We start from the raw sequence: 18,690 nt of genomic DNA, 5'->3' as shown, positions 1-18,690 counted from the left end.
GCGACACGTGACCTGACTCTCATGGCCAGCGGAGGCCTTTGCCGAGACCATGGGGGCGTCACCGGCAGGCCGAAGGGAACGGGAATGCTCCGCAAGGTACTGGTCGCCAACCGTGGTGAGATCGCGATCCGCGCGTTTCGCGCGGGTTATGAGGTGGGCGCGAGGACGGTAGCCGTCTTCCCTCACGAGGACCGCAACTCACTGCACCGACTCAAAGCCGACGAGGCCTACGAGATCGGCGAACCGGGCCATCCCGTGCGGGCCTATCTCTCCGTCGACGAGATCATCCGCGCCGCCCGCCAGGCCGGCGCCGACGCCGTCTACCCCGGCTACGGGTTCCTCTCCGAGAACCCCGAGCTGGCGCGCGCCTGTGAGGAAGCGGGCATCACCTTCGTCGGCCCCAGCGCCGACATCCTCGAACTGACCGGCAACAAGGCCCGCGCGGTCGCCGCCGCCCGTGCCGCCGGTGTGCCGGTGCTCGGCTCCTCGGCGCCCTCCGACGACGTGGACGAGCTGGTCAGGGCAGCCGACGACATCGGTTTCCCCATCTTCGTGAAGGCCGTCGCCGGTGGTGGCGGCCGCGGTATGCGCCGGGTCGAGGACCCCGCCCAGCTGCGGGAGTCCATCGAGGCGGCCGCGCGCGAGGCCGCCTCCGCCTTCGGTGACTCGACCGTCTTCCTGGAGAAGGCCGTCGTCGAGCCCCGCCACATCGAGGTGCAGATCCTCGCCGACGGGCAGGGCAACGTCATCCACCTCTACGAGCGCGACTGCTCGGTGCAGCGCCGCCACCAGAAGGTGATCGAGCTCGCCCCCGCGCCCAATCTCGACCCGGAGCTCCGCGACCGGATCTGCGCCGACGCCGTCCGCTTCGCCCGCGAGATCGGCTACCGCAACGCGGGCACCGTGGAGTTCCTCCTCGACCGGGAGGGCAACCACGTCTTCATCGAGATGAACCCGCGCATCCAGGTCGAGCACACGGTCACCGAGGAGGTCACCGACGTCGACCTCGTCCAGGCCCAGCTGCGCATCGCCGCCGGCGCCACCCTCGCCGACCTCGGCCTCTCCCAGGAGGCGATCCGGCTCCACGGCGCCGCCCTCCAGTGCCGCATCACCACCGAGGACCCCGCCAACGGCTTCCGCCCGGACACCGGCCGTATCAGCGCCTACCGCTCGCCCGGCGGCTCCGGCATCCGCCTCGACGGCGGAACGACCCACGCCGGTACGGAGATCAGCGCCCACTTCGACTCGATGCTGGTCAAACTCTCCTGCCGGGGACGGGACTTCACCACCGCGGTCAACCGGGCCCGGCGTGCCGTCGCCGAGTTCCGCATCCGCGGCGTGGCCACCAACATCCCGTTCCTGCAGGCCGTCCTCGACGACCCGGACTTCCAGGCGGGCAACGTCACCACGTCGTTCATCGAGCAGCGCCCGCACCTGCTGACGGCCCGTCAGTCCGCAGACCGGGGCACGAAGTTGCTGACCTTCCTGGCCGACGTGACGGTCAACAAGCCGCACGGCGAGCGGCCCGAGCTGATCGACCCGGTCTCCAAGCTGCCCAGGACCCCGGACATCGAGCCGCCCGCGGGCTCCAAGCAGAAGCTCACCGAGCTGGGCCCCGAGGGCTTCGCGCGGTGGCTGCGCGAGTCGCCGACCATCGGCGTCACCGACACCACCTTCCGCGACGCCCACCAGTCGCTGCTCGCCACCCGGGTGCGCACCAAGGACATGCTCGCCGTGGCCCCGGCGGTCGCCCGCACCCTGCCCGAGCTGCTCTCCCTGGAGTGCTGGGGCGGTGCCACCTACGACGTGGCCCTGCGCTTCCTCGCCGAGGACCCCTGGGAGCGGCTCGCCGCCCTGCGCGAGGCCGTCCCCAACATCTGCCTCCAGATGCTGCTGCGCGGCCGCAACACCGTCGGCTACACCCCGTACCCGACCGAGGTGACCGACGCCTTCGTGCAGGAGGCGGCAGAGACCGGCATCGACATCTTCCGCATCTTCGACGCCCTCAACGACGTCAGCCAGATGCGCCCCGCCATCGACGCCGTACGCGCCACCGGCACGTCCATCGCCGAGGTCGCCCTCTGCTACACCTCGGACCTGTCCGACCCGAACGAGCGCCTCTACACCCTCGACTACTACCTGCGCCTCGCCGAGCAGATCGTGGACGCGGGCGCCCACGTCCTGGCCGTCAAGGACATGGCGGGCCTGCTTCGCGCCCCCGCCGCGGCCAAGCTGGTCTCGGCCCTGCGCCGGGAGTTCGACCTGCCGGTGCACATCCACACCCATGACACCGCGGGCGGCCAGCTCGCCACCTATCTGGCCGCCATCCAGGCGGGCGCCGACGCCGTGGACGGGGCCGTGGCCTCCATGGCCGGGACCACCTCGCAGCCCTCCCTCTCCGCGATCGTCGCCGCGACCGACCACTCCGACCGGCCCACCGGCCTCGACCTGCGGGCGGTCGGCGACCTGGAGCCGTACTGGGAGAGCGTGCGCCGCGTGTACGCCCCGTTCGAGGCGGGCCTCGCCTCCCCGACCGGGCGCGTCTACGACCACGAGATCCCCGGCGGCCAGCTCTCCAACCTGCGCACCCAGGCGGTCGCGCTCGGACTCGGCGACCGCTTCGAGGACATCGAGGCGATGTACGCGGCCGCCGACCGGATCCTCGGCCACCTGGTCAAGGTCACCCCGTCCTCCAAGGTGGTCGGCGACCTCGCCCTGCACCTGGTCGGCGCCGGGGTCAGCCCCGAGGAGTTCGAGGAGACCCCGGACCGCTTCGACATCCCGGACTCGGTGATCGGCTTCCTGCGCGGCGAGCTCGGCACCCCGCCCGGCGGCTGGCCCGAGCCCTTCCGCAGCAAGGCGTTGCAGGGCCGCGCGGATGCCAAGCCCGTCCAGGAGTTGAACGCCGAGGACCGCTCCGGCCTGGAGAAGGACCGTCGCTCGACCCTCAACCGTCTTCTGTTCCCCGGCCCGACCCGGGAGTTCGAGACCCACCGCCAGTCCTACGGCGACACCAGCCTCCTGGACAGCAAGGACTTCTTCTACGGTCTGCGCCCGGGCAAGGAGTACGCCGTCGACCTCGAACCCGGCGTCCGGCTCCTCATCGCGCTGGAGGCCATCGGCGAGGCCGACGAGCGGGGCATGCGCACGGTGATGTCCACGCTCAACGGCCAGCTGCGGCCCATCCAGATCCGCGATGCCGCCGTCTCCTCGGACATCCCGGCCACCGAGAAGGCCGACCGCTCCAACCCCGGCCATGTCGCCGCCCCGTTCGCCGGCGTGGTCACCCTCGCGGTGAGTGAGGGCGACGAGGTCGAGGCCGGGGCGACCGTGGCCACCATCGAGGCCATGAAGATGGAGGCCTCCATCACGGCCGCGAAGACCGGCCGGGTCTCCCGCCTGGCCATCAACAAGATCCAGCAGGTCGAAGGCGGTGACCTGCTGGTCGAGATCGCCTGAGCCGGAACGCCGTCGCCCGTTTCCGTTCAGCTCACCGGCATTGCGGCCCGCCGCGACCCGTCCGAATCTGGACGCAGGGAGCCGGGCGGCGAAAAGGACGGGCGATGACGACCGACAGCGGCACACCGGACGCCGAACGGCGACGACTGGCCGAGGCCGACGCGGGCACGGCCCCCTGGCGACGCTGGGGGCCGTACCTGAGCGAACGTCAGTGGGGCACCGTCCGCGAGGACTACAGCGCGGACGGCGACGCCTGGTCGTACTTCACCCACGACCAGGCCCGCTCCCGCGCCTACCGCTGGGGCGAGGACGGCATCGCGGGCGTCAGCGACGACAAACAGCGGCTGTGCTTCGCGCTCGCCCTGTGGAACGGCCGCGACCCGATCCTCAAGGAGCGGATGTTCGGCCTGACCAACGCCGAGGGCAACCACGGCGAGGACGTGAAGGAGTACTGGTTCCACCTCGACAACACGCCCACCCACTCGTACATGAAGTACCTGTACAAGTACCCGCAGGGCGAGTTCCCCTACGCCGACCTCGTCACCACGAACCAGGCCCGCGGGCGCAAGGACTTCGAGTACGAACTCCTCGACACCGGGGTCTTCGACGAGGACCGCTACTTCGACGTGTTCGTCGAGTACGCCAAGGCGGGCCCGGAAGACCTCCTCATCGAGATCACCGCCCACAACCGGGGCCCCGACGAGGCCGTACTGCACCTCCTGCCGACCCTGTGGTTCCGGCACACCTGGTCCTGGGCGGGCGGCACGGCGGTCCCCGCGCTGCACGCCACGGACGGGGCGATCCGCGCCGACCACGAGGAACTCGGCCCACGCTGGCTCCACCACCAGGGCGGCGAGACGCTCTTCACCGACAACGAGACCGACAACGAGCGCGTCTTCGGCACCCCCAACAGCACGCCCTACGTCAAGGACGGCATCGACCGGTACGTCGTCCACGGCGACCGGCAAGCCGTCAACCCCGCCCGCACCGGCACCAAGTCCGCCGTCCACCATGTACTGACGGTCCCCGCCGGGGGCAGCGCCCGCATCCGTCTGCGCCTGACCGACACCGAACTCACAGATCCCTGGGGCGAGTTCGACGCCGTTCTCGACCTCCGCCGCACCGAGGCAGACACCTTCTACGCCGGCATCACCCCACCGGCCATGGGAGAGGAGAAGCGGCGACTGGTCCGCCAGGCCCTCGCCGGGATGCTCTGGAGCAAGCAGTACTACTACCTCGACGTCGAGCGCTGGCTCGCCGAACACGGCGTGGACCCGCTCGCCGCCGACCCGCGTGTCCGCAACAGCGGCTGGTACCACATGGTCAACGACGAGATCATGTCGATGCCGGACACCTGGGAGTACCCCTGGTTCGCGGCCTGGGACCTCGCCTTCCACACCCTGGCCCTGTCCATGGTCGACATCGGCTTCGCCAAGGGCCAGCTGGAACTGCTCCTGCGCCGTCTCTACCTCCACCCCAACGGCCAGATCCCCGCGTACGAATGGAACTTCGGCGACGTCAACCCGCCCGTCCACGCCTGGGCGGTGCTGTTCGTCTACGAGTTGGAGAAGCACCGCACGGGCCACGGCGACCGCGCCTTCCTGGAGAACGCCTTCCAGAAGCTGACGAAGAACTTCACCTGGTGGCTCAACCGCAAGGACCCCGACGGCAACAACGTCTTCCAGGGCGGCTTCCTCGGCCTCGACAACATCGGCGTCTTCGACCGCAGCGCCCCCCTGCCCACCGGGGGACGGCTCGACCAGGCCGACGGCACCGCCTGGATGGCCCTGTACTGCCAGAACCTCCTGGAGATCGCCATCGAACTCGCCGTCGACAACCCGGTCTACGTCGAACAGGCCCAGATGCTCTTCGAGCACTTCGCGTGGATCGCCGTCGCCATGAACCGCATCGGCAAGGACAACGCCAGCCTCTGGGACGAGGAGGACGGCTTCTTCTACGACGTCCTCCGCCTGCCCGACGGCACCGCGACCCGGCTCAAGGTGCGGTCCCTGGTGGGCTTGAGACCGCTGGCGGCGACGAGCGTCATCGGCGGCCGCGCGGACCGCGCCTTCCCCGAACTGGTCGAGGGGGCACAGGACTTCATCCGACGGCACCCGGCCGTGGAGGCCTTCGTCGCCCAGCACGCGCACACCGGTCCCACCGCCGACGGGCGGTACCTCTTCGCGCTGTTCGGCGAGGACCGGCTGCGCCGCGTCCTGGCCCGCATGCTCGACGAGGACGAGTTCCTCGGCCCGTACGGCATCCGGTCCCTGTCGAGGTACCACGCGAAACACCCGTACACCTTCGACGTGCACGGCCAGACCTTCGGTGTCGGCTATCTGCCGGCCGAGTCCGACTCGGGCATGTTCGGCGGGAACTCCAACTGGCGCGGCCCGGTGTGGTTCCCGATGAACATCCTGCTGATCCGCGCCCTGCTGAACCTGCACAGCTACCACGGCCCCGAGTTCACCGTGGAGTGCCCCACCGGCTCCGGACGGCAGCTCAACCTGTACGAGGTCGCCCGCGAGATCTCCGACCGGCTCACCGCCACCTTCCTGCCCGACCCCGACGGCCACCGCCCGGTCCACGGCGCACAGACCGTCTTCGCCAAGGACCCCCACTGGAAGGACCTCGTCCTCTTCTACGAGTACTTCCACGGCGACAACGGCGCCGGCCTCGGCGCCTCCCACCAGACCGGCTGGACGGGACTGGTGGCGGCGACCGCGACCCTCTTCCACACCATCAGCGAGGAGGACTGGCACCGGGGCGGGCGGGAGTCGCTGTCATGACGGTGATCTACGAGATCAACACACTGGTGTGGCTCGGTGAGTTGAGCCGCAGGTACGGGCGTCACGTCACTCTCGGGGAGGTGCCGGAGGAGGTCTGGGACTCCTTGGTGCTTCCCGGTGTCGACACGGTCTGGCTGATGGGCGTGTGGGAGCGCAGCCCGGCGGGACTGCGGATCGCCTTGCGCGACGAGGGGTTGATGGCCTCCTTCCGTGCCGCCCTCCCCGATGTCGGCGAGGCGGACATCACCGGATCGCCGTACTGCGTACGGAACTACGTCGTCGATCCGGTGCTGGGCGGCCCCGAGGGCCTCGCCGCCGCCCGCGTCCAACTGGCCTCCCGCGGAATGAGGTTGCTCCTCGACTACGTGCCCAACCACATCGCCCCCGACCATCCCTGGCTCACCGAACGCCCCGACTGCCTGATCCAGGGGAGTGCGGAGGATCTCGCCGGAACGCCGGACGGCTTCATGGAAGCCGGGGGCCGGATCTACGCCCGTGGCCGCGACCCCTACTTCCCGCCCTGGCCGGACGTGGTGCAGCTGAACGCCTTCAGCGACGCCCTCCGGGAGGCGACCGTCGCGACCCTCGCATCCATCGGCGACCAGGCCGACGGCGTGCGCTGCGACATGGCGATGCTGCTGATGAACGACATCTTCGGCAAGACCTGGGGGGACAGGGCGGGCACGGCCCCCGCCGAGGACTTCTGGCCCTGCGTCATCCCCCGCGTGCGGGCCCGCCACCCCGGCCTCCTCTTCGTCGCCGAGGCCTACTGGGACCTCGAAGGGGCCCTCCAGCAGCAGGGTTTCGACCACTGCTACGACAAGCGCCTCTACGACCGCCTGCTGCACGAGGACGCCGGCGCCGTCCGCGCCCACCTGAGCGCCGACCTCGCCCACCAGCGCGGACTCGTGCGCTTCCTGGAGAACCACGACGAACCCCGGGTCGCCGCGGTGGTTCCCGGGGACCGTGAACGCGCGGCCGCCGTGGCCGTCGCCACGCTGCCCGGCGCCACGCTGTGGCACGAGGGCCAGTTCGAGGGCCGCCGGGTACGGCCACCAGTGTTCCTGAGGCGCAGACCGCACGAGCCCGTCGACGAACCCCTGCACGACTTCTACGGCCGCCTGCTGCCCGCCGCTGCCGCAGTGCGCCGGGGTGACTGGCACCCGGTGACCCCTGCGGGCTGGGCGGACAACGACACCCACCGCCACCTGCTCGCCTGGACCTGGACCCACGCGGAGGCCCGCCACCTGGTCGTGGTCAACGACTCCGACCGCCCCGCCCAGGCGAGACTGCCCCTGCCCTGGGACGACCTGAGGGGCCGGGTGTGCCGTGCGACCGACCTGCTCACCGGGGCGGTGTACGACCGTGACGGAGACGAACTGACCGACTCCGGTCTGTTCGTGTCCCTGGAGGCATGGGGGTGCCACGTCCTCAAGTGGTGACGGCCACGGCACGGGCGTACCGTCGAACGGAGATTATGAGCACCGACCCGCAGGCGAGTTCTGCACCACGGACCACCCCACCGGACTCCGGCGGCGGCGGAAACGCCATGGCGCTGCTGGTCATCGCGTCCTGCCAGCTCATGGTGGTGCTCGACATCACCATCGTGAACATCGCGCTCCCGGACATCCAGCGCTCCCTGGACTTCTCCACCACCAGCCTCGCCTGGGTGGTCAACGCGTACACCCTCACCTTCGGCGGACTGCTGCTGCTCGGCGGCAGAACCGGCGACATCCTCGGCAGGCGCCGTATGTTCGTCTGCGGAGTGCTGCTGTTCGTGCTCGCCTCGCTGCTCGGCGGGCTCGCCCAGAACGAGGGCCAACTCCTCGCCGCGCGCGCCCTCCAGGGCGTCGGCGGGGCCATCGCGTCCCCGACCGCGCTCTCCCTGGTCAGTACGACCTTCCGCGAAGGACCCGAGCGCAACCGGGCCTTCGGCGTCTTCGCCGCCGTCTCGGCCGGTGGCGGCGCGATCGGGCTGCTGGCCGGCGGAGTCCTCGTCGAGTGGCTGAACTGGCGGTGGGTGCTGTTCGTCAACGTCCCCATCGGCGTGCTCATCGCGCTCGCCACACCCCGCTATATCCGCGAGTCCGAGCGCCATCCGGGCAACTTCGACATCGCCGGAGCACTGACCGCCACGGCGGGCATGGTGCTGCTGGTGTACGGCTTCATCCGGGCCGCCCAGGAAGGCTGGCGGGACGCCCTCACCCTGGGCTCCTTCGCCGCGGCGGTGGTCCTCCTCGGGGTGTTCGTCCTGGTCGAGAAGCGTTCCCGGCAGCCGATCACCCCGCTGCACATGTTCGCCGACCGCAACCGCGCGGGCACCTACGGCATCATGCTGTGTCTCGCGGCCGCGATCTTCGGCATGTTCTTCTTCCTGACGCTCTTCGTGCAGAACGTCCTGGACTTCAGCCCCCTGGCGACCGGGTTCGCGTTCCTGCCGGTCAGCGTGGTCATCGCGGTCGGCGCCGGGCTCGCCTCGCGGTTCCTGCCCGTCTACGGGCCGAAGCCCTTCATGGTGGGGGGCGCGATCCTCGCGGCGGCCGGCCTTGCCTGGCTGACCCTGACCGACGTCCACTCCACCTACGCGGGCAGTGTCCTCGGGCCGATGCTCGTCTTCGCCCTCGGCATGGGCATGGAGTTCGTGTCGCTGACCCTGATGGCGCTCTCCGACGTGCCCACCGAGGAGACCGGCGCGGCCTCCGGGCTCCTCAACGCGACCCAGCAGGTGGGCGGTTCGCTCGGGCTGTCCATCCTGGTCACGATGTTCGGCACGGCCAGCACCAACGAGGCGGAGAAGCAGGTCCCGCGCTTCCTCGCCCAGGCCACCCCGGTCGAGCGCCGCCTCTTCACCCGCACCGGTCAACTCCCGGGCTCCTGGGGCGACCAGGTCCTGACCGCCGGGATCTCGGCCGCCTTCGTCGTGGCCGCGATCTTCGCGGTGGTCGCCGCGCTCATCGCCGTCGTGGTCATCCAGGTCCGGCCCTCCGACCTGGAACGCCTCAAGGGCGGGCCCCCACTGCCGCAGGGATGAGGCCGAGCCGCTGGGCGTGCAGCACCGTGCTGACGCGGTCGTGCGTGCCGAGCTTGCGGTAGATGTTCGCGACGTGCTTGTGGACCGTACGCTCGGATATCCCGAGCCTGCGGCCTATGGACACGGCGGTCAGGGCGTCGCCGAGCAGGAGCAGCACGGTCGTCTCCCGTGGAGTGAGCGCCACTTCGGCCGCCTCCTCGGAGGGGGCGTTGAGTTGCCGCAGGAGCTGTCGCTGCTGCTCGACGGCGGCCAGCAGGGGCTGCAGCCGTTCGGCCAGCCGCAGTTCGTCGTCGGTGAAGTCCCGCCCGGAGCGGTACACCATGCACCCGGTGATGGGGGTGGTCGACTGCGGCAGCGGGATCCCCAGCACATGGTCGACGTCCAGGACGTCGTCGAGCAACCGCGCGGTCGGGCTTCCCGGCCAGGACCGGCCGGCCACCCGGCGGGCCGTGACCGGAGCCCGGTCTTCCCGGTCCGCGTAGTGCCGTGCCAGCGGATATCCGGCCCGCAGCAGCGCCAGGTCCTCGTCTCCGAGCGAGGCGAACTCCGTGTCGGCGCCGGGGGACAGCCCGAGCGTGCCCTCGTTCTCGTTCCAGTCGTCCAGCTTGTAGATCAGGGCATCGGCCCCGCACAGCACCGGCAGGTCGGCCGCCAGGAGGGGCCACAGCCGCTCGGGGTCGCGTTCGTGGAGCGCGGCCACGGCGACCGACAGCATCCGCTCATACGCAGTTGTACCCATACCGGCCCAGTACCTCGCTGACCCACACTTCATCCGAACAACATCGACGTTCTCGGATGTACTCCAGCACATTGAAGCTCCGGTGGGCCGCAGTGGGGGAGGGTGGGCCGCCGGTACGGGGGACCGGCGGCCCACGCGACTTCCCTGTCACTGCTCCGGCGCCTCCAGAGCCCTGCCGGGAGCGGGCTCGGGATTGAACACCGGGTGGTAGCTCTCCGGCGGCGCGAGGTAGGTCGCGGGCAGCCCACCGGTGTCGACCACGATCTGGTCCACCGCGATCGCGGGATCGACCATGAAGATCCGCAGCACATGCTCGCCGGGTTCGCCGACCGTCACGCTCGCGGTCAGCCTCTCGACCCCGTCCTCCACCTGCCGGGCCCAGGCATCCCCCCGGTTCCCGGTGGCGACGGCCTGCCCCGACAGGACGGTGACGGGCTGGTCGTCCAGCCCCACGGCCACCCGGCGCTGCCCGCGCTCGTCGAGCGAGGGCAGCCGGAAGACGGTCACCGGGAACGTGCCTGTGCTGCTGAACCGCACCCGGTATCGCAACTCGGGCGCGCGGGAGGCGAAGTCGGCGGCGATCGGCGCCGCTGTCGAAGGAACCGCCTCGACGGCTCCCGTACGACGTCCGAGGCCCCCTACGGTCCTCCAGTGGCAGCCGCCCCGCGCCACCCTCCGGTCGGCGTGGGCGGCGTCGATCGACACATAGCCGTGCGCCTCGACGAAGCCCCGGGCCCGCCTGGCGCCGTTGACCATCCGGATCGGCACCTCGACACGCCGTCCGGCGCCCGTGAAGGCGACCGAGGCCTCCAGGGCACCCTCGGGAGCCCGCTCCCAGTCGATCTCCACCCACACCCGCCGCTGCTCGGTGAGCGAGCCGCCGCTCGCGTTCAGCAGCACCCAGGGGTGACTCGCCTCGGCCGCCCACTCCAGCGCCAGGAACCCGGTGTTGAAGACGTCCACGAACCGCCGGTCGCGGGTGTACGAGGAGAACGACAGCGGCCGGTCCGCCCCGGTCTCGTTCCCCTCGGCCGCCACCCCCAGCCCGGCGGTCTCCTGCCGGGGAACCCGCGTGACGGCAGGGCGTCCCGGCGCCTTCGGGATCTGGGACGGATACGGATTGACGATCCCGTCCCATTTCCCGCCCGCCACCTGGGTGTTGTACCGGCTGGTGAGGGCGGCCTCCGCCGTGTGCGCGGCCAGCGCGAGGTCCGCGAAGCGGTTGGTTCCGGCCCCGCGCCCCTGCCGGGCGGCGAGCGCGTTGCGGTCGGCCCAGTAGTACTTCAGGTTCATCAAGTAGGCCCCGTGCACCGGGTATTCGACCAGCTCGTAGAAGGCGTCCCGGTAGCCCTCGGGCAGCTCGGCGCCCACCGCCCGGACACGGGCGAGGAGTCGGTCGTAGGCCCCCATCCGGCGCCCTGCCTCGTCGCCGTGGTGGACGACGGAGACGAGTCCCGCGGCGATGAACTCCGGCCGCAGCTCCCCGGCGAGCCGGTAGTACTCCGTGCGGATCGCGGCGATCTCATGGGCGTGGCGTCGCCCGAACTGCCTGCCGGCCCACTCGGCGAGGAAGCCCTCGACCTCGTCCGCCTCCCAGCGGTCCACGTCCCAGGCCATGTCCATCGCGAAGGACAGGCCCGTCTCGATCGACTTGAGGTCACCGACGTTGAAGATCCACATGTGGTCGGTGCCGTGTTCGTAGACCCGGCGCAACTCCTGCCAGACCTTGGACACTTGGGTCGTGTCCAGCCACAGATAGCTCTTCGGGCGGCCCCAGTAGGACAGGTGGTAGTAGATCCCGTTGCCGCCCGGCCGCGCCCGCTCCGCCTCGTTCGGCAGCTGGCGCATGTTGCCGTGGTTGTCGTCCGGCCAGATCAGCGTGACGTCGTCGGGGACCTGGACACCCGCGTTGTACAGGTCCAGGACCTCCTTGTACGGGATGAAGATCTGCGGCTCGGCCGCGGCCCCGACCTCCTCGGCGAGAATGCGTCGCTGGTCGGTGATGATGTCGTTCATCACCGCGACCTTCTCCGGGATCGTGGTGGCGTTCCTCGTCTCCAGCGCACTGTCGTGCAGGCCGCGCATGCCGAGCGTCCAGCTGCTCTCGTACGCGGCGTTCTGTCTGGCCCGGGCTCTCCAGTAGTCGGAGATGACGGCGGGGTTGACCGTGTAGTCGTACACCGGCGCGCTGCCGTCGGGGTTCGGATGCTCGGCGATCCACGGCTCCCACTCGTGGACGCCGTTGCGCAGCAGGGCCTCGGGGTGGCTGGAGCCGACGACGACGCCGTACCGGTCGGCGAGTTCGGGGTTCTCCCGGTACTTGTTGAAGAAGTCGGAGTAAGGATGCATCGCCGGCCACAGGTAGTTGGCCTTCAGACGCAGCAGCAGCTCGAAGACGCGCTGATACGTCTCGGGGCCGATGTTCTTGTCGGGCTCCTGGGTGCGGTGGGACCAGGTGGTCAGGTTCTGCTCGTCGTTGATGAAGATGCCGCGGTAGCGGACCGAGGGTTCGTGGCGGATCAAGGGCCCTGCCGGAACCGTCACCGTGTCGCGATGCTCGACGGGGACGTCGGCCCACCAGTACCAGGGGGAGACACCGATGCGCTCCGAGGTGTCGTAGATCCCGTAGACCGTTCCGCGCCGGTCGCTGCCCGCGATGACCAGGGCGCGGTCGACACCGGGCAGCGGACGCTCGACAACCTGCGTCACGGAGGCCTCCCAGCGACCCTTGACCCGGGAGACGTCCAGGCGGCCCCGTGCGGCGAGGCGGTCGATGACGGGACTCGCGCCGAGGGTGCCCGCCAGGACGAGCAGCGGGGCGCTGCGGGGGAGCGTGCGCAGCAGTGCGGGGCGGGCTCCGCAGACGCGTTCGACGTCCGCCTGGAGGTCGCCGGCGGCACGGACGACGGCGGGGTCGTCCGCCGCGTCCACGAAGACATCGGCGGCCGTTCCTCCCGCCGCCAGCGGGAAATCGGGACGGCCCGACGAGGCCGCGTGGGCGCTCGCCGGGATCAGACCGGGGAGGAGGGGGGCCGCGCCGACGGCGGCCATTCCCTGGAGGAAGGACTTGCGGGTCCATTGCTGGTGCGGCACGAGACGCACTCCCAGGTTGGCATGGTCAGGCCAGAAAGCGCTTTCCCCGGAACCCTAGGCGAGGTCTTCGCGAGGCGTCCAGAGGTGTGCGTGAAGGGAGTGCGGGCCGTGGCGCGTGCCGGGTCTCGTGTCGGTCAGGCGGGCCGTATCGCGCCGCGGATGATCGACTCGCCGGTCGGGTAGATCGACTCCTCGCGGATGGACGACCCCGGGCCCGGCGCGTGGATCATCATGCCGTTGCCGGTGCACAGGCCCACGTGGCTGAAGTCGTCGTGGAAGAAGACGAGGTCGCCGGGTTGCATGGCGTACAGCGGGACCGCGGTGCCGGTGCTCGCCTGTCCCAGAGCGGTACGGGGGAGCGAGACCCCGGCGACCTTCCAGGCGGCCTGGGTGAGACCGGAGTTGTCGTACGCCCCCGGGCCCGCCGCGCCCCAGAGGCAGGGCTTGCCGATCTGGGAGCGGGCGAAGGCGAGGACCTGGATGACCTTCGAGTCATAGCCGGGGTCCGGGGTGGGGAGGTCGGGGTCGGCGGTGGGGAGCGTGGAGACCGGAGCCGGAGCCGGGGTCATGGGTGCGGCGGCCGGGGCGGCGGTCGGCTGGAGTGTCCGCCAGTCCGGCTCGGGGGCGCGGGGGGCCGGGATGGCCGCGATGCTCTGGGTGACGGCCGCGGTGGGCGGGGCCGTCGGGACGGGCTGGGGGGCCTCGACCGGCGCCGGTGCGATCGTCGCGAGGGGCGCGGTGAGGGCGGAGTACTCCGGGTGTCCCGGGGCGGGTTGTGCGGGGTACTCGGGGAAGCCGGTGGTGGCCTGCGTGGAGTACTCGGGGAAGCCGGTGGTGGCCTGCGTGGAGTACTCCGGGAAGCCGGTGGTGCCCTGCGTGGCGTATTCGGGTAGCCCGGTGCCGAGTTGGCCGCTGTGGTCGGGGAAGCCGGTGGTGGTGTGTGCCGTGTACTCGGGCAGTGCGGTGCTGAGTTGCCCCGTGGTGCTCCGCGCGCCGTACTCGGCGTAGCCCTGGCCCGGCTGCGCGGTGTACTCCGGGAAGCCGGCGTCAGGTTGCGCGGTGTACGCGGGTATCGCGGGCTCGGCCTGCGGGAGGTACTCGGGCACCCCGGTGACGAGCCGCGGTGTGTACTCCGGGACCCCGGTGACGAGTTGAGGGCCGCCCAGGGCGGGGATCGCGCCGGTGCCGGTGAGGTCCTGCGGGGCCGGTTCCGGTGCCCACGCGGGCGACTGGGCCGGGGCGGCGGGGATCGCGGCAGGCGCGGGCTCCGGTGCGCCGGGCAGGGCGAGCACGGGCTTGGCGGTCAGTTCCGGCAGGGACCGTTCGGCCGGCTTCGGTTCACGTGCCGTAGCCGCAGTGGCGTCCGCCGGGCGTGGGCGGCGGGTCTCCGTGCGGCGGGTGGCGACGCGGTCGGCGGGCAGGGTCGCCTCGACGATGGGCCCCACTTTCGCGCGGGCCGCGCCGTACCACTGCCTGGCGATGTCGTCGAGGGCGGGTTCACCGCCGGCTCCGCGGCCGCCGCGGGGCGCTGAAGGGGTGCGTCCACGGGTGCTGGACGCGGTTCCGGCCGCGCGGGTGGCGTTGTAGGTGCCGGAGTCGTCCTCGGCGCGGTCGTACAGATTGGTGATCCGCCGGCTCACCTCGTCATGGCTCGGTGCCTCGTCGGCGGCGGCGTTCCCGGTCTGCGAGAGGAGGGCCGCGGAGGCCATCGCGGCCGTCGCGATCGCGGAGTTGCGCTTGGCCGGGAGGCTGAACCCTCCATTGCGCGAAGTTCGATCCGGCGCCATGAAAGATGTGCCCCTTCCGTCGTGCTGCTCGCCGTCAACTTAGCCAACTTGTGAGGCTCGCGTGAAGATTGAAGTGTGAAAAGTGTGAGATGTAACTGTGACCTTCGTCGCGTAGGGGCTGTTGCTCGCGGGTAGGGTCACCGTTTGTCCCGCTGTGCGCGCCACGCTTCGTAGTGGTCGAGGACCGTCTCCTCGACCGGGCGGTAGACGACGCCGAGTTCGTTCACACTGCGGCTGTTGTCCACGCGGAAGCGGATGCCGAGATGCTTGCGGATGTAGTCCTGGGTGAGCCCGAAGGCGGGGCCCAGCACGCGCACCGGCCAGTGGGGGAGCGCGGTGCGCGGGATGCGGAGGTCGCGGGGGTACCGGGTGCGGATGATGCGGGACATCTCGTGGAACGACGTCATCGTCTGCGCGGCCAGGATGTAACGGCCCTTCGCGTCGGGCTTCTCCGCCGCCGCGATGTGCGCGTCGGCCACGTCGCGGACGTCGACCGTGGTGAAGCTGAAGTCGGGGGCGCCGTAGAAGAAGTAGCCCTTGAACAGCTCCTCCAGGAGGAAGAGGCTGCCGGACTCGGAGGCGGGTGTGAGCGAGGGGCCCAGGATCAGGCCGGGGTTGACGGACACCATGCGCCAGCGGTCCTGCGCGGCCTCGGCCTCCCGGGCCGCGCGCTCGGCGACCGTCTTGGCGTAGTGGTACGGGTTGTTCTCCACCGTGCTGCTGGTGTTGAAGTACTCCTCCGACAGGACCTGCCCGTCCATGGCCCGTACGTCGGAGTAGTCGCCGAAGACCGCGCCGACGGTGGAGGTGAGGACCAGCCGCTCCACGGACGGCGTCCGCTCGATACCGGCCAGGACGTTGCGGGTGCCGTTGAGCGCCGGGTCGACCATGTCCTTCTGGCCGTCCTTGATCTTCTCCGGCATGAAGAACGGCGAGGCCACATGGAAGACCACCCGGCAGCCGCCCATGGCCTCGTCGAAGGAGCCCTCCTTGAGGAGGTCCGCCTCGAACAGCGTGAGCCGGCCGGGGAATTCGCCCTGCAGGTCCCGCAGCGGCCGCACCTTCACCGGGTTCGCGAGACTGCGTACGGTGGCGTGCACCGCGTACCCCCGCTCCAGCAGCCGCCGCACGAGATGGCTCCCGACGAAACCGCTGCCACCGGTCACCAGGACTCTGCCCGACTCCGCACCCATGCCGCCGCTCCTCCACCCGGGGCTGACATTGAAGCACCGGCGGATCTTCAGCGGGAGGGGACTGAGGAGGCGGCCTCACTGCCTCCCTATACTCCTGGCGTGCTTGATACGCCGAACCTCTTCCACGTTTCGTCCGTGCTCAATCGGCGGTCGATCGCACAGCACGGCCTGGATTGGACCCGGATGGGCGCCGCACGGGGAATCGCCGGCAGCCGCCGCCCTGAGGTGGAGGGGATCTTCCTCTGCCATGACGAGGGGACAGCGAGGTTCTTCTTTGAGATCAACAACACCGGTGGGCCGGTCGACCTCTGGTCCGTGGACGGCGTCGACGAGACGTTGCTCCTCGACAACGGTCACGGGTTCTTCTACCTGCCCGGCCGCATAGCAGCCGAGCAGGTCCGCCTCGTGCGATCGGACATTCCTTATGGAGGCCCCGTCACCAGCGGGGGAGCCTGAGTTCGTAGTCGGGCTGGAACCGCCGCATGTAGCCGGTGTCGTCCCGGCTGCGTACCCCGGAGTCGACGTAGAGCCGGTGCAGCCGGTCCAGGGCGTCGTGGTCGAGCTCGACGCCGAGGCCGGGGCCGGTCGGGACCTTGACCTCTCCGTCGCGGAACTCCAGGACACCGGGGAGGATGACGTCGTCCGCGGAGTTCCACGGGTAGTGCGTGTCGCAGGAGTGGTCGAGATTCGGGATCGCCGCGGCCACGTGGGTCATGGCGGCGAGGCTGATGCCCAGGTGCGAGTTGGAGTGCATCGACAGGGCGAGCCCGAACGCCTCGCAGACCGCGGCCAGTTCACGGGTGCGGCGCAGACCGCCCCAGTAGTGGTGGTCGGTCAGCAGGACCTGGATCGCGTTCTGCTCGATCGCGGGCTTCAGATGCTCCCAGGCGATCACGCACATGTTGGTGCCCAGCGGCATCGGCGCCTCCTCGGCCACCTCCGCCATGCCCTCGATGCCCTTGGTCGGGTCCTCCAAGTACTCCAGCACGCCGTCCAGTTCGCGTGCCACGTACTTGGACGTCTCCACCGTCCACGCCACGTTGGGGTCCAGGCGCAGGGGCTGTCCGGGGAACGCCTCCGCGAGCGCCTTGATCGCGGCGATCTCCTCGTCGGGCGGGAAGACCCCGCCCTTCAGCTTGAACGACCTGAACCCGTACCGCTGTTGCATCAGCCGGGCCTGCTCCACGATGCCCGCCGGGTCCAGAGCCTCACCCCAGTCGTCGCCGACCGCGGCCCGGCCGTCGAGGGCCGGGTGCTCGGCCCACTTGTAGAAGAGGTACGCGGCGAACGGCACCGCGTCCCGGACCGTCCCGCCGAGCAGGTCGCTGACCGGGCGGCCGAGCAGCTTGCCCTGGGCGTCCAGGCAGGCCACCTCGACGGCGGACGTGGTCCAGCCGCGCTCGTGCGAGGACGGGACCGTGGGCAGCAGGGCGGCGTCGATCGCGGCGCCGGCGGCGGTCGTGTCGAAGACGTCCATGCCGACGACGACCTTCGCGGCCGCCTCGAGCCGCTCCAGGCGGGCGACCCCGCCGGGGGACTCGCCGAGGCCCACCGTGCCGTCCTCCAGCACGAGTTGCAGAATGATCCGCAGGGCGAGCGGCTCGTGCACGCCGTTGGAGTTGAGCAGCGGCGGGTCGCGGAAGGCGATCGGGGTGACGATCAGTTCTTTGATCCGGGTCGGGTCGCTCATGCGCCGACCACCTCCAGGCCGTGGTCGATGAGCCGGGAGAGCCGCGCGATGTGCTCCGGGGCCGGGTCGACCAGGGGCGCCCGTACGCCACCCACGTCCAAACCACGCAGGGCCACTCCGGACTTGACGAGCGCCACGGCATACCCCGGTACCTCGTCGCGGAGCCGGACGAGGGGGCCGTAGAACTCGTCGAGGAGTGTGTCGAGAAGCGGCCGGTCGCCCGCGGCGAGTGCCCCGTGGAAGGCGAGGGCGATCTCGGGCGCGAAGGCGAACACGGCGGAGGAGTACAGGGGGACGCCGATGCCCTGGTAGGCGGGGGCGGTCATCTCCGCCGTGGGCAGGCCGTTGAAGAACTGGAAGTCCTCCGTGCCGGGTACGGCCCGCACCGCGCGCACGATGCGGTGCATGCCCTCGATGTCACCGAGGCCGTCCTTGAGACCGACGACCCTGGGGAGTGCGGCGATCTCGGCGGCGGTGTCCGCGGTGAGGCGGGCGGTGCCGCGCTGGTAGAAGACGACGGGCAGGTCGCTCGCGGCGGTGACCTCCTCGACATAGCGCACCAGGCCCCGCTGCGGGGCCGTCACCAGGTACGGCGGGAGCAGCAGGATGCCGTCGGCGCCCGCGCGGGCGACACGGGCGGCGTGGTCCCGGGCGACCGGGGTGGGGCCGCCCGCGGCGGCCAGGACCGGCACCCGGCCCGCGGTCGTCTCGACCGCCACCCGGGTGGCCCGCTCGATCTCGTCGGGCGTCAGCGCGTGGAACTCGCCGGTGCCGCAGGCGACGAACACGCCCCCGGCCCCGGCCGCGACACCGTTCTCGATGTGCTGGGCGAGCCGTGCCTCGTCCAGCGAGCCGTCCGCGGCGAACGGTGTCACCGGGAAGAACAGCACTCCTTGGAACTTCATGTCT

General features: G+C 70.8%; 11 protein-coding genes. 5 read left to right on the top strand and 6 right to left on the bottom strand.

All coding sequences use genetic code 11. From position 1 onward, the window contains the following. Positions 1–84 precede the first annotated feature (84 nt). The 4 genes from ACFYZ8_RS17830 to ACFYZ8_RS17815 all read left to right on the top strand — a co-directional run bounded on the left by ACFYZ8_RS17830 (position 85) and on the right by ACFYZ8_RS17815 (position 9,279). On the top strand, positions 85–3,459 hold the full coding sequence (locus ACFYZ8_RS17830) for a pyruvate carboxylase (RefSeq protein ID WP_388530189.1): 3,375 nt from the start codon (positions 85–87) through the stop codon (positions 3,457–3,459). A gap of 104 nt (positions 3,460–3,563) precedes the next feature. Next, positions 3,564–6,248 (top strand): glucosidase, encoded by a 2,685-nt coding sequence (locus ACFYZ8_RS17825; RefSeq protein WP_388530192.1) that lies wholly within the window; start codon positions 3,564–3,566, stop codon positions 6,246–6,248. Next, positions 6,245–7,690, top strand: a complete 1,446-nt coding sequence (locus tag ACFYZ8_RS17820) for an alpha-amylase (protein ID WP_388530194.1) — start codon at positions 6,245–6,247, stop codon at positions 7,688–7,690. The genes ACFYZ8_RS17825 and ACFYZ8_RS17820 overlap by 4 nt, the downstream gene beginning before the upstream one ends. Before the next feature lie 107 nt (positions 7,691–7,797). Then, on the top strand, positions 7,798–9,279 hold the full coding sequence (locus tag ACFYZ8_RS17815; RefSeq protein ID WP_388532062.1) for an MFS transporter: 1,482 nt from the start codon (positions 7,798–7,800) through the stop codon (positions 9,277–9,279). On the opposite strand, the gene ACFYZ8_RS17810 is transcribed toward ACFYZ8_RS17815, so the two are convergent. From ACFYZ8_RS17810 to ACFYZ8_RS17795, 4 genes are all read right to left on the bottom strand, one after another. Then, on the bottom strand, positions 9,248–10,018 hold the full coding sequence (locus ACFYZ8_RS17810; RefSeq protein WP_388530197.1) for a LuxR C-terminal-related transcriptional regulator: 771 nt from the start codon (positions 10,016–10,018) through the stop codon (positions 9,248–9,250). The genes ACFYZ8_RS17815 and ACFYZ8_RS17810 overlap by 32 nt on opposite strands. A gap of 147 nt (positions 10,019–10,165) precedes the next feature. Further along, entirely contained in the window at positions 10,166–13,069 is a 2,904-nt protein-coding gene (locus ACFYZ8_RS17805; RefSeq protein WP_388532064.1) for a glycosyl hydrolase 115 family protein, read from the bottom strand. Positions 13,070–13,245: 176 nt separating this feature from the next. Beyond that, positions 13,246–14,898: an NlpC/P60 family protein gene (locus ACFYZ8_RS17800; RefSeq protein WP_388530200.1), complete on the bottom strand. Its 1,653-nt coding sequence runs from the start codon at positions 14,896–14,898 to the stop codon at positions 13,246–13,248. A 137-nt stretch (positions 14,899–15,035) separates the two neighbouring features. Beyond that, positions 15,036–16,091, bottom strand: coding sequence for an NAD-dependent epimerase/dehydratase family protein (locus ACFYZ8_RS17795; RefSeq protein ID WP_359028275.1), 1,056 nt, complete (start codon positions 16,089–16,091; stop codon positions 15,036–15,038). Between the two features lie 99 nt (positions 16,092–16,190). On the opposite strand from ACFYZ8_RS17795, the gene ACFYZ8_RS17790 reads away from it, so the two are divergent. Next, positions 16,191–16,547: a hypothetical protein gene (locus ACFYZ8_RS17790; RefSeq protein ID WP_359028276.1), complete on the top strand. Its 357-nt coding sequence runs from the start codon at positions 16,191–16,193 to the stop codon at positions 16,545–16,547. On the opposite strand, the gene ACFYZ8_RS17785 is transcribed toward ACFYZ8_RS17790, so the two are convergent. Then, complete coding sequence (locus tag ACFYZ8_RS17785; RefSeq protein ID WP_388530204.1) at positions 16,528–17,781, bottom strand: glucarate dehydratase family protein; 1,254 nt, start codon at positions 17,779–17,781, stop codon at positions 16,528–16,530. The two genes, ACFYZ8_RS17790 and ACFYZ8_RS17785, sit on opposite strands and share 20 nt — an antisense overlap. Beyond that, positions 17,778–18,686 carry a 5-dehydro-4-deoxyglucarate dehydratase gene (locus tag ACFYZ8_RS17780; RefSeq protein WP_388530207.1) on the bottom strand — a complete coding sequence of 303 codons (909 nt, stop codon included), beginning with the start codon at positions 18,684–18,686 and terminating at the stop codon, positions 17,778–17,780. Before ACFYZ8_RS17780 ends, ACFYZ8_RS17785 begins: the two co-directional genes overlap by 4 nt. Between the last annotated feature and the right edge of the window lie 4 nt (positions 18,687–18,690).

Origin of the sequence: Streptomyces sp. NPDC001668 (assembly GCF_042893155.1) — a bacterium.
In the GTDB taxonomy this organism is placed as follows: Bacteria; Actinomycetota; Actinomycetes; order Streptomycetales; family Streptomycetaceae; genus Streptomyces.
This window is presented reverse-complemented; position numbering and strand designations above follow the sequence as displayed.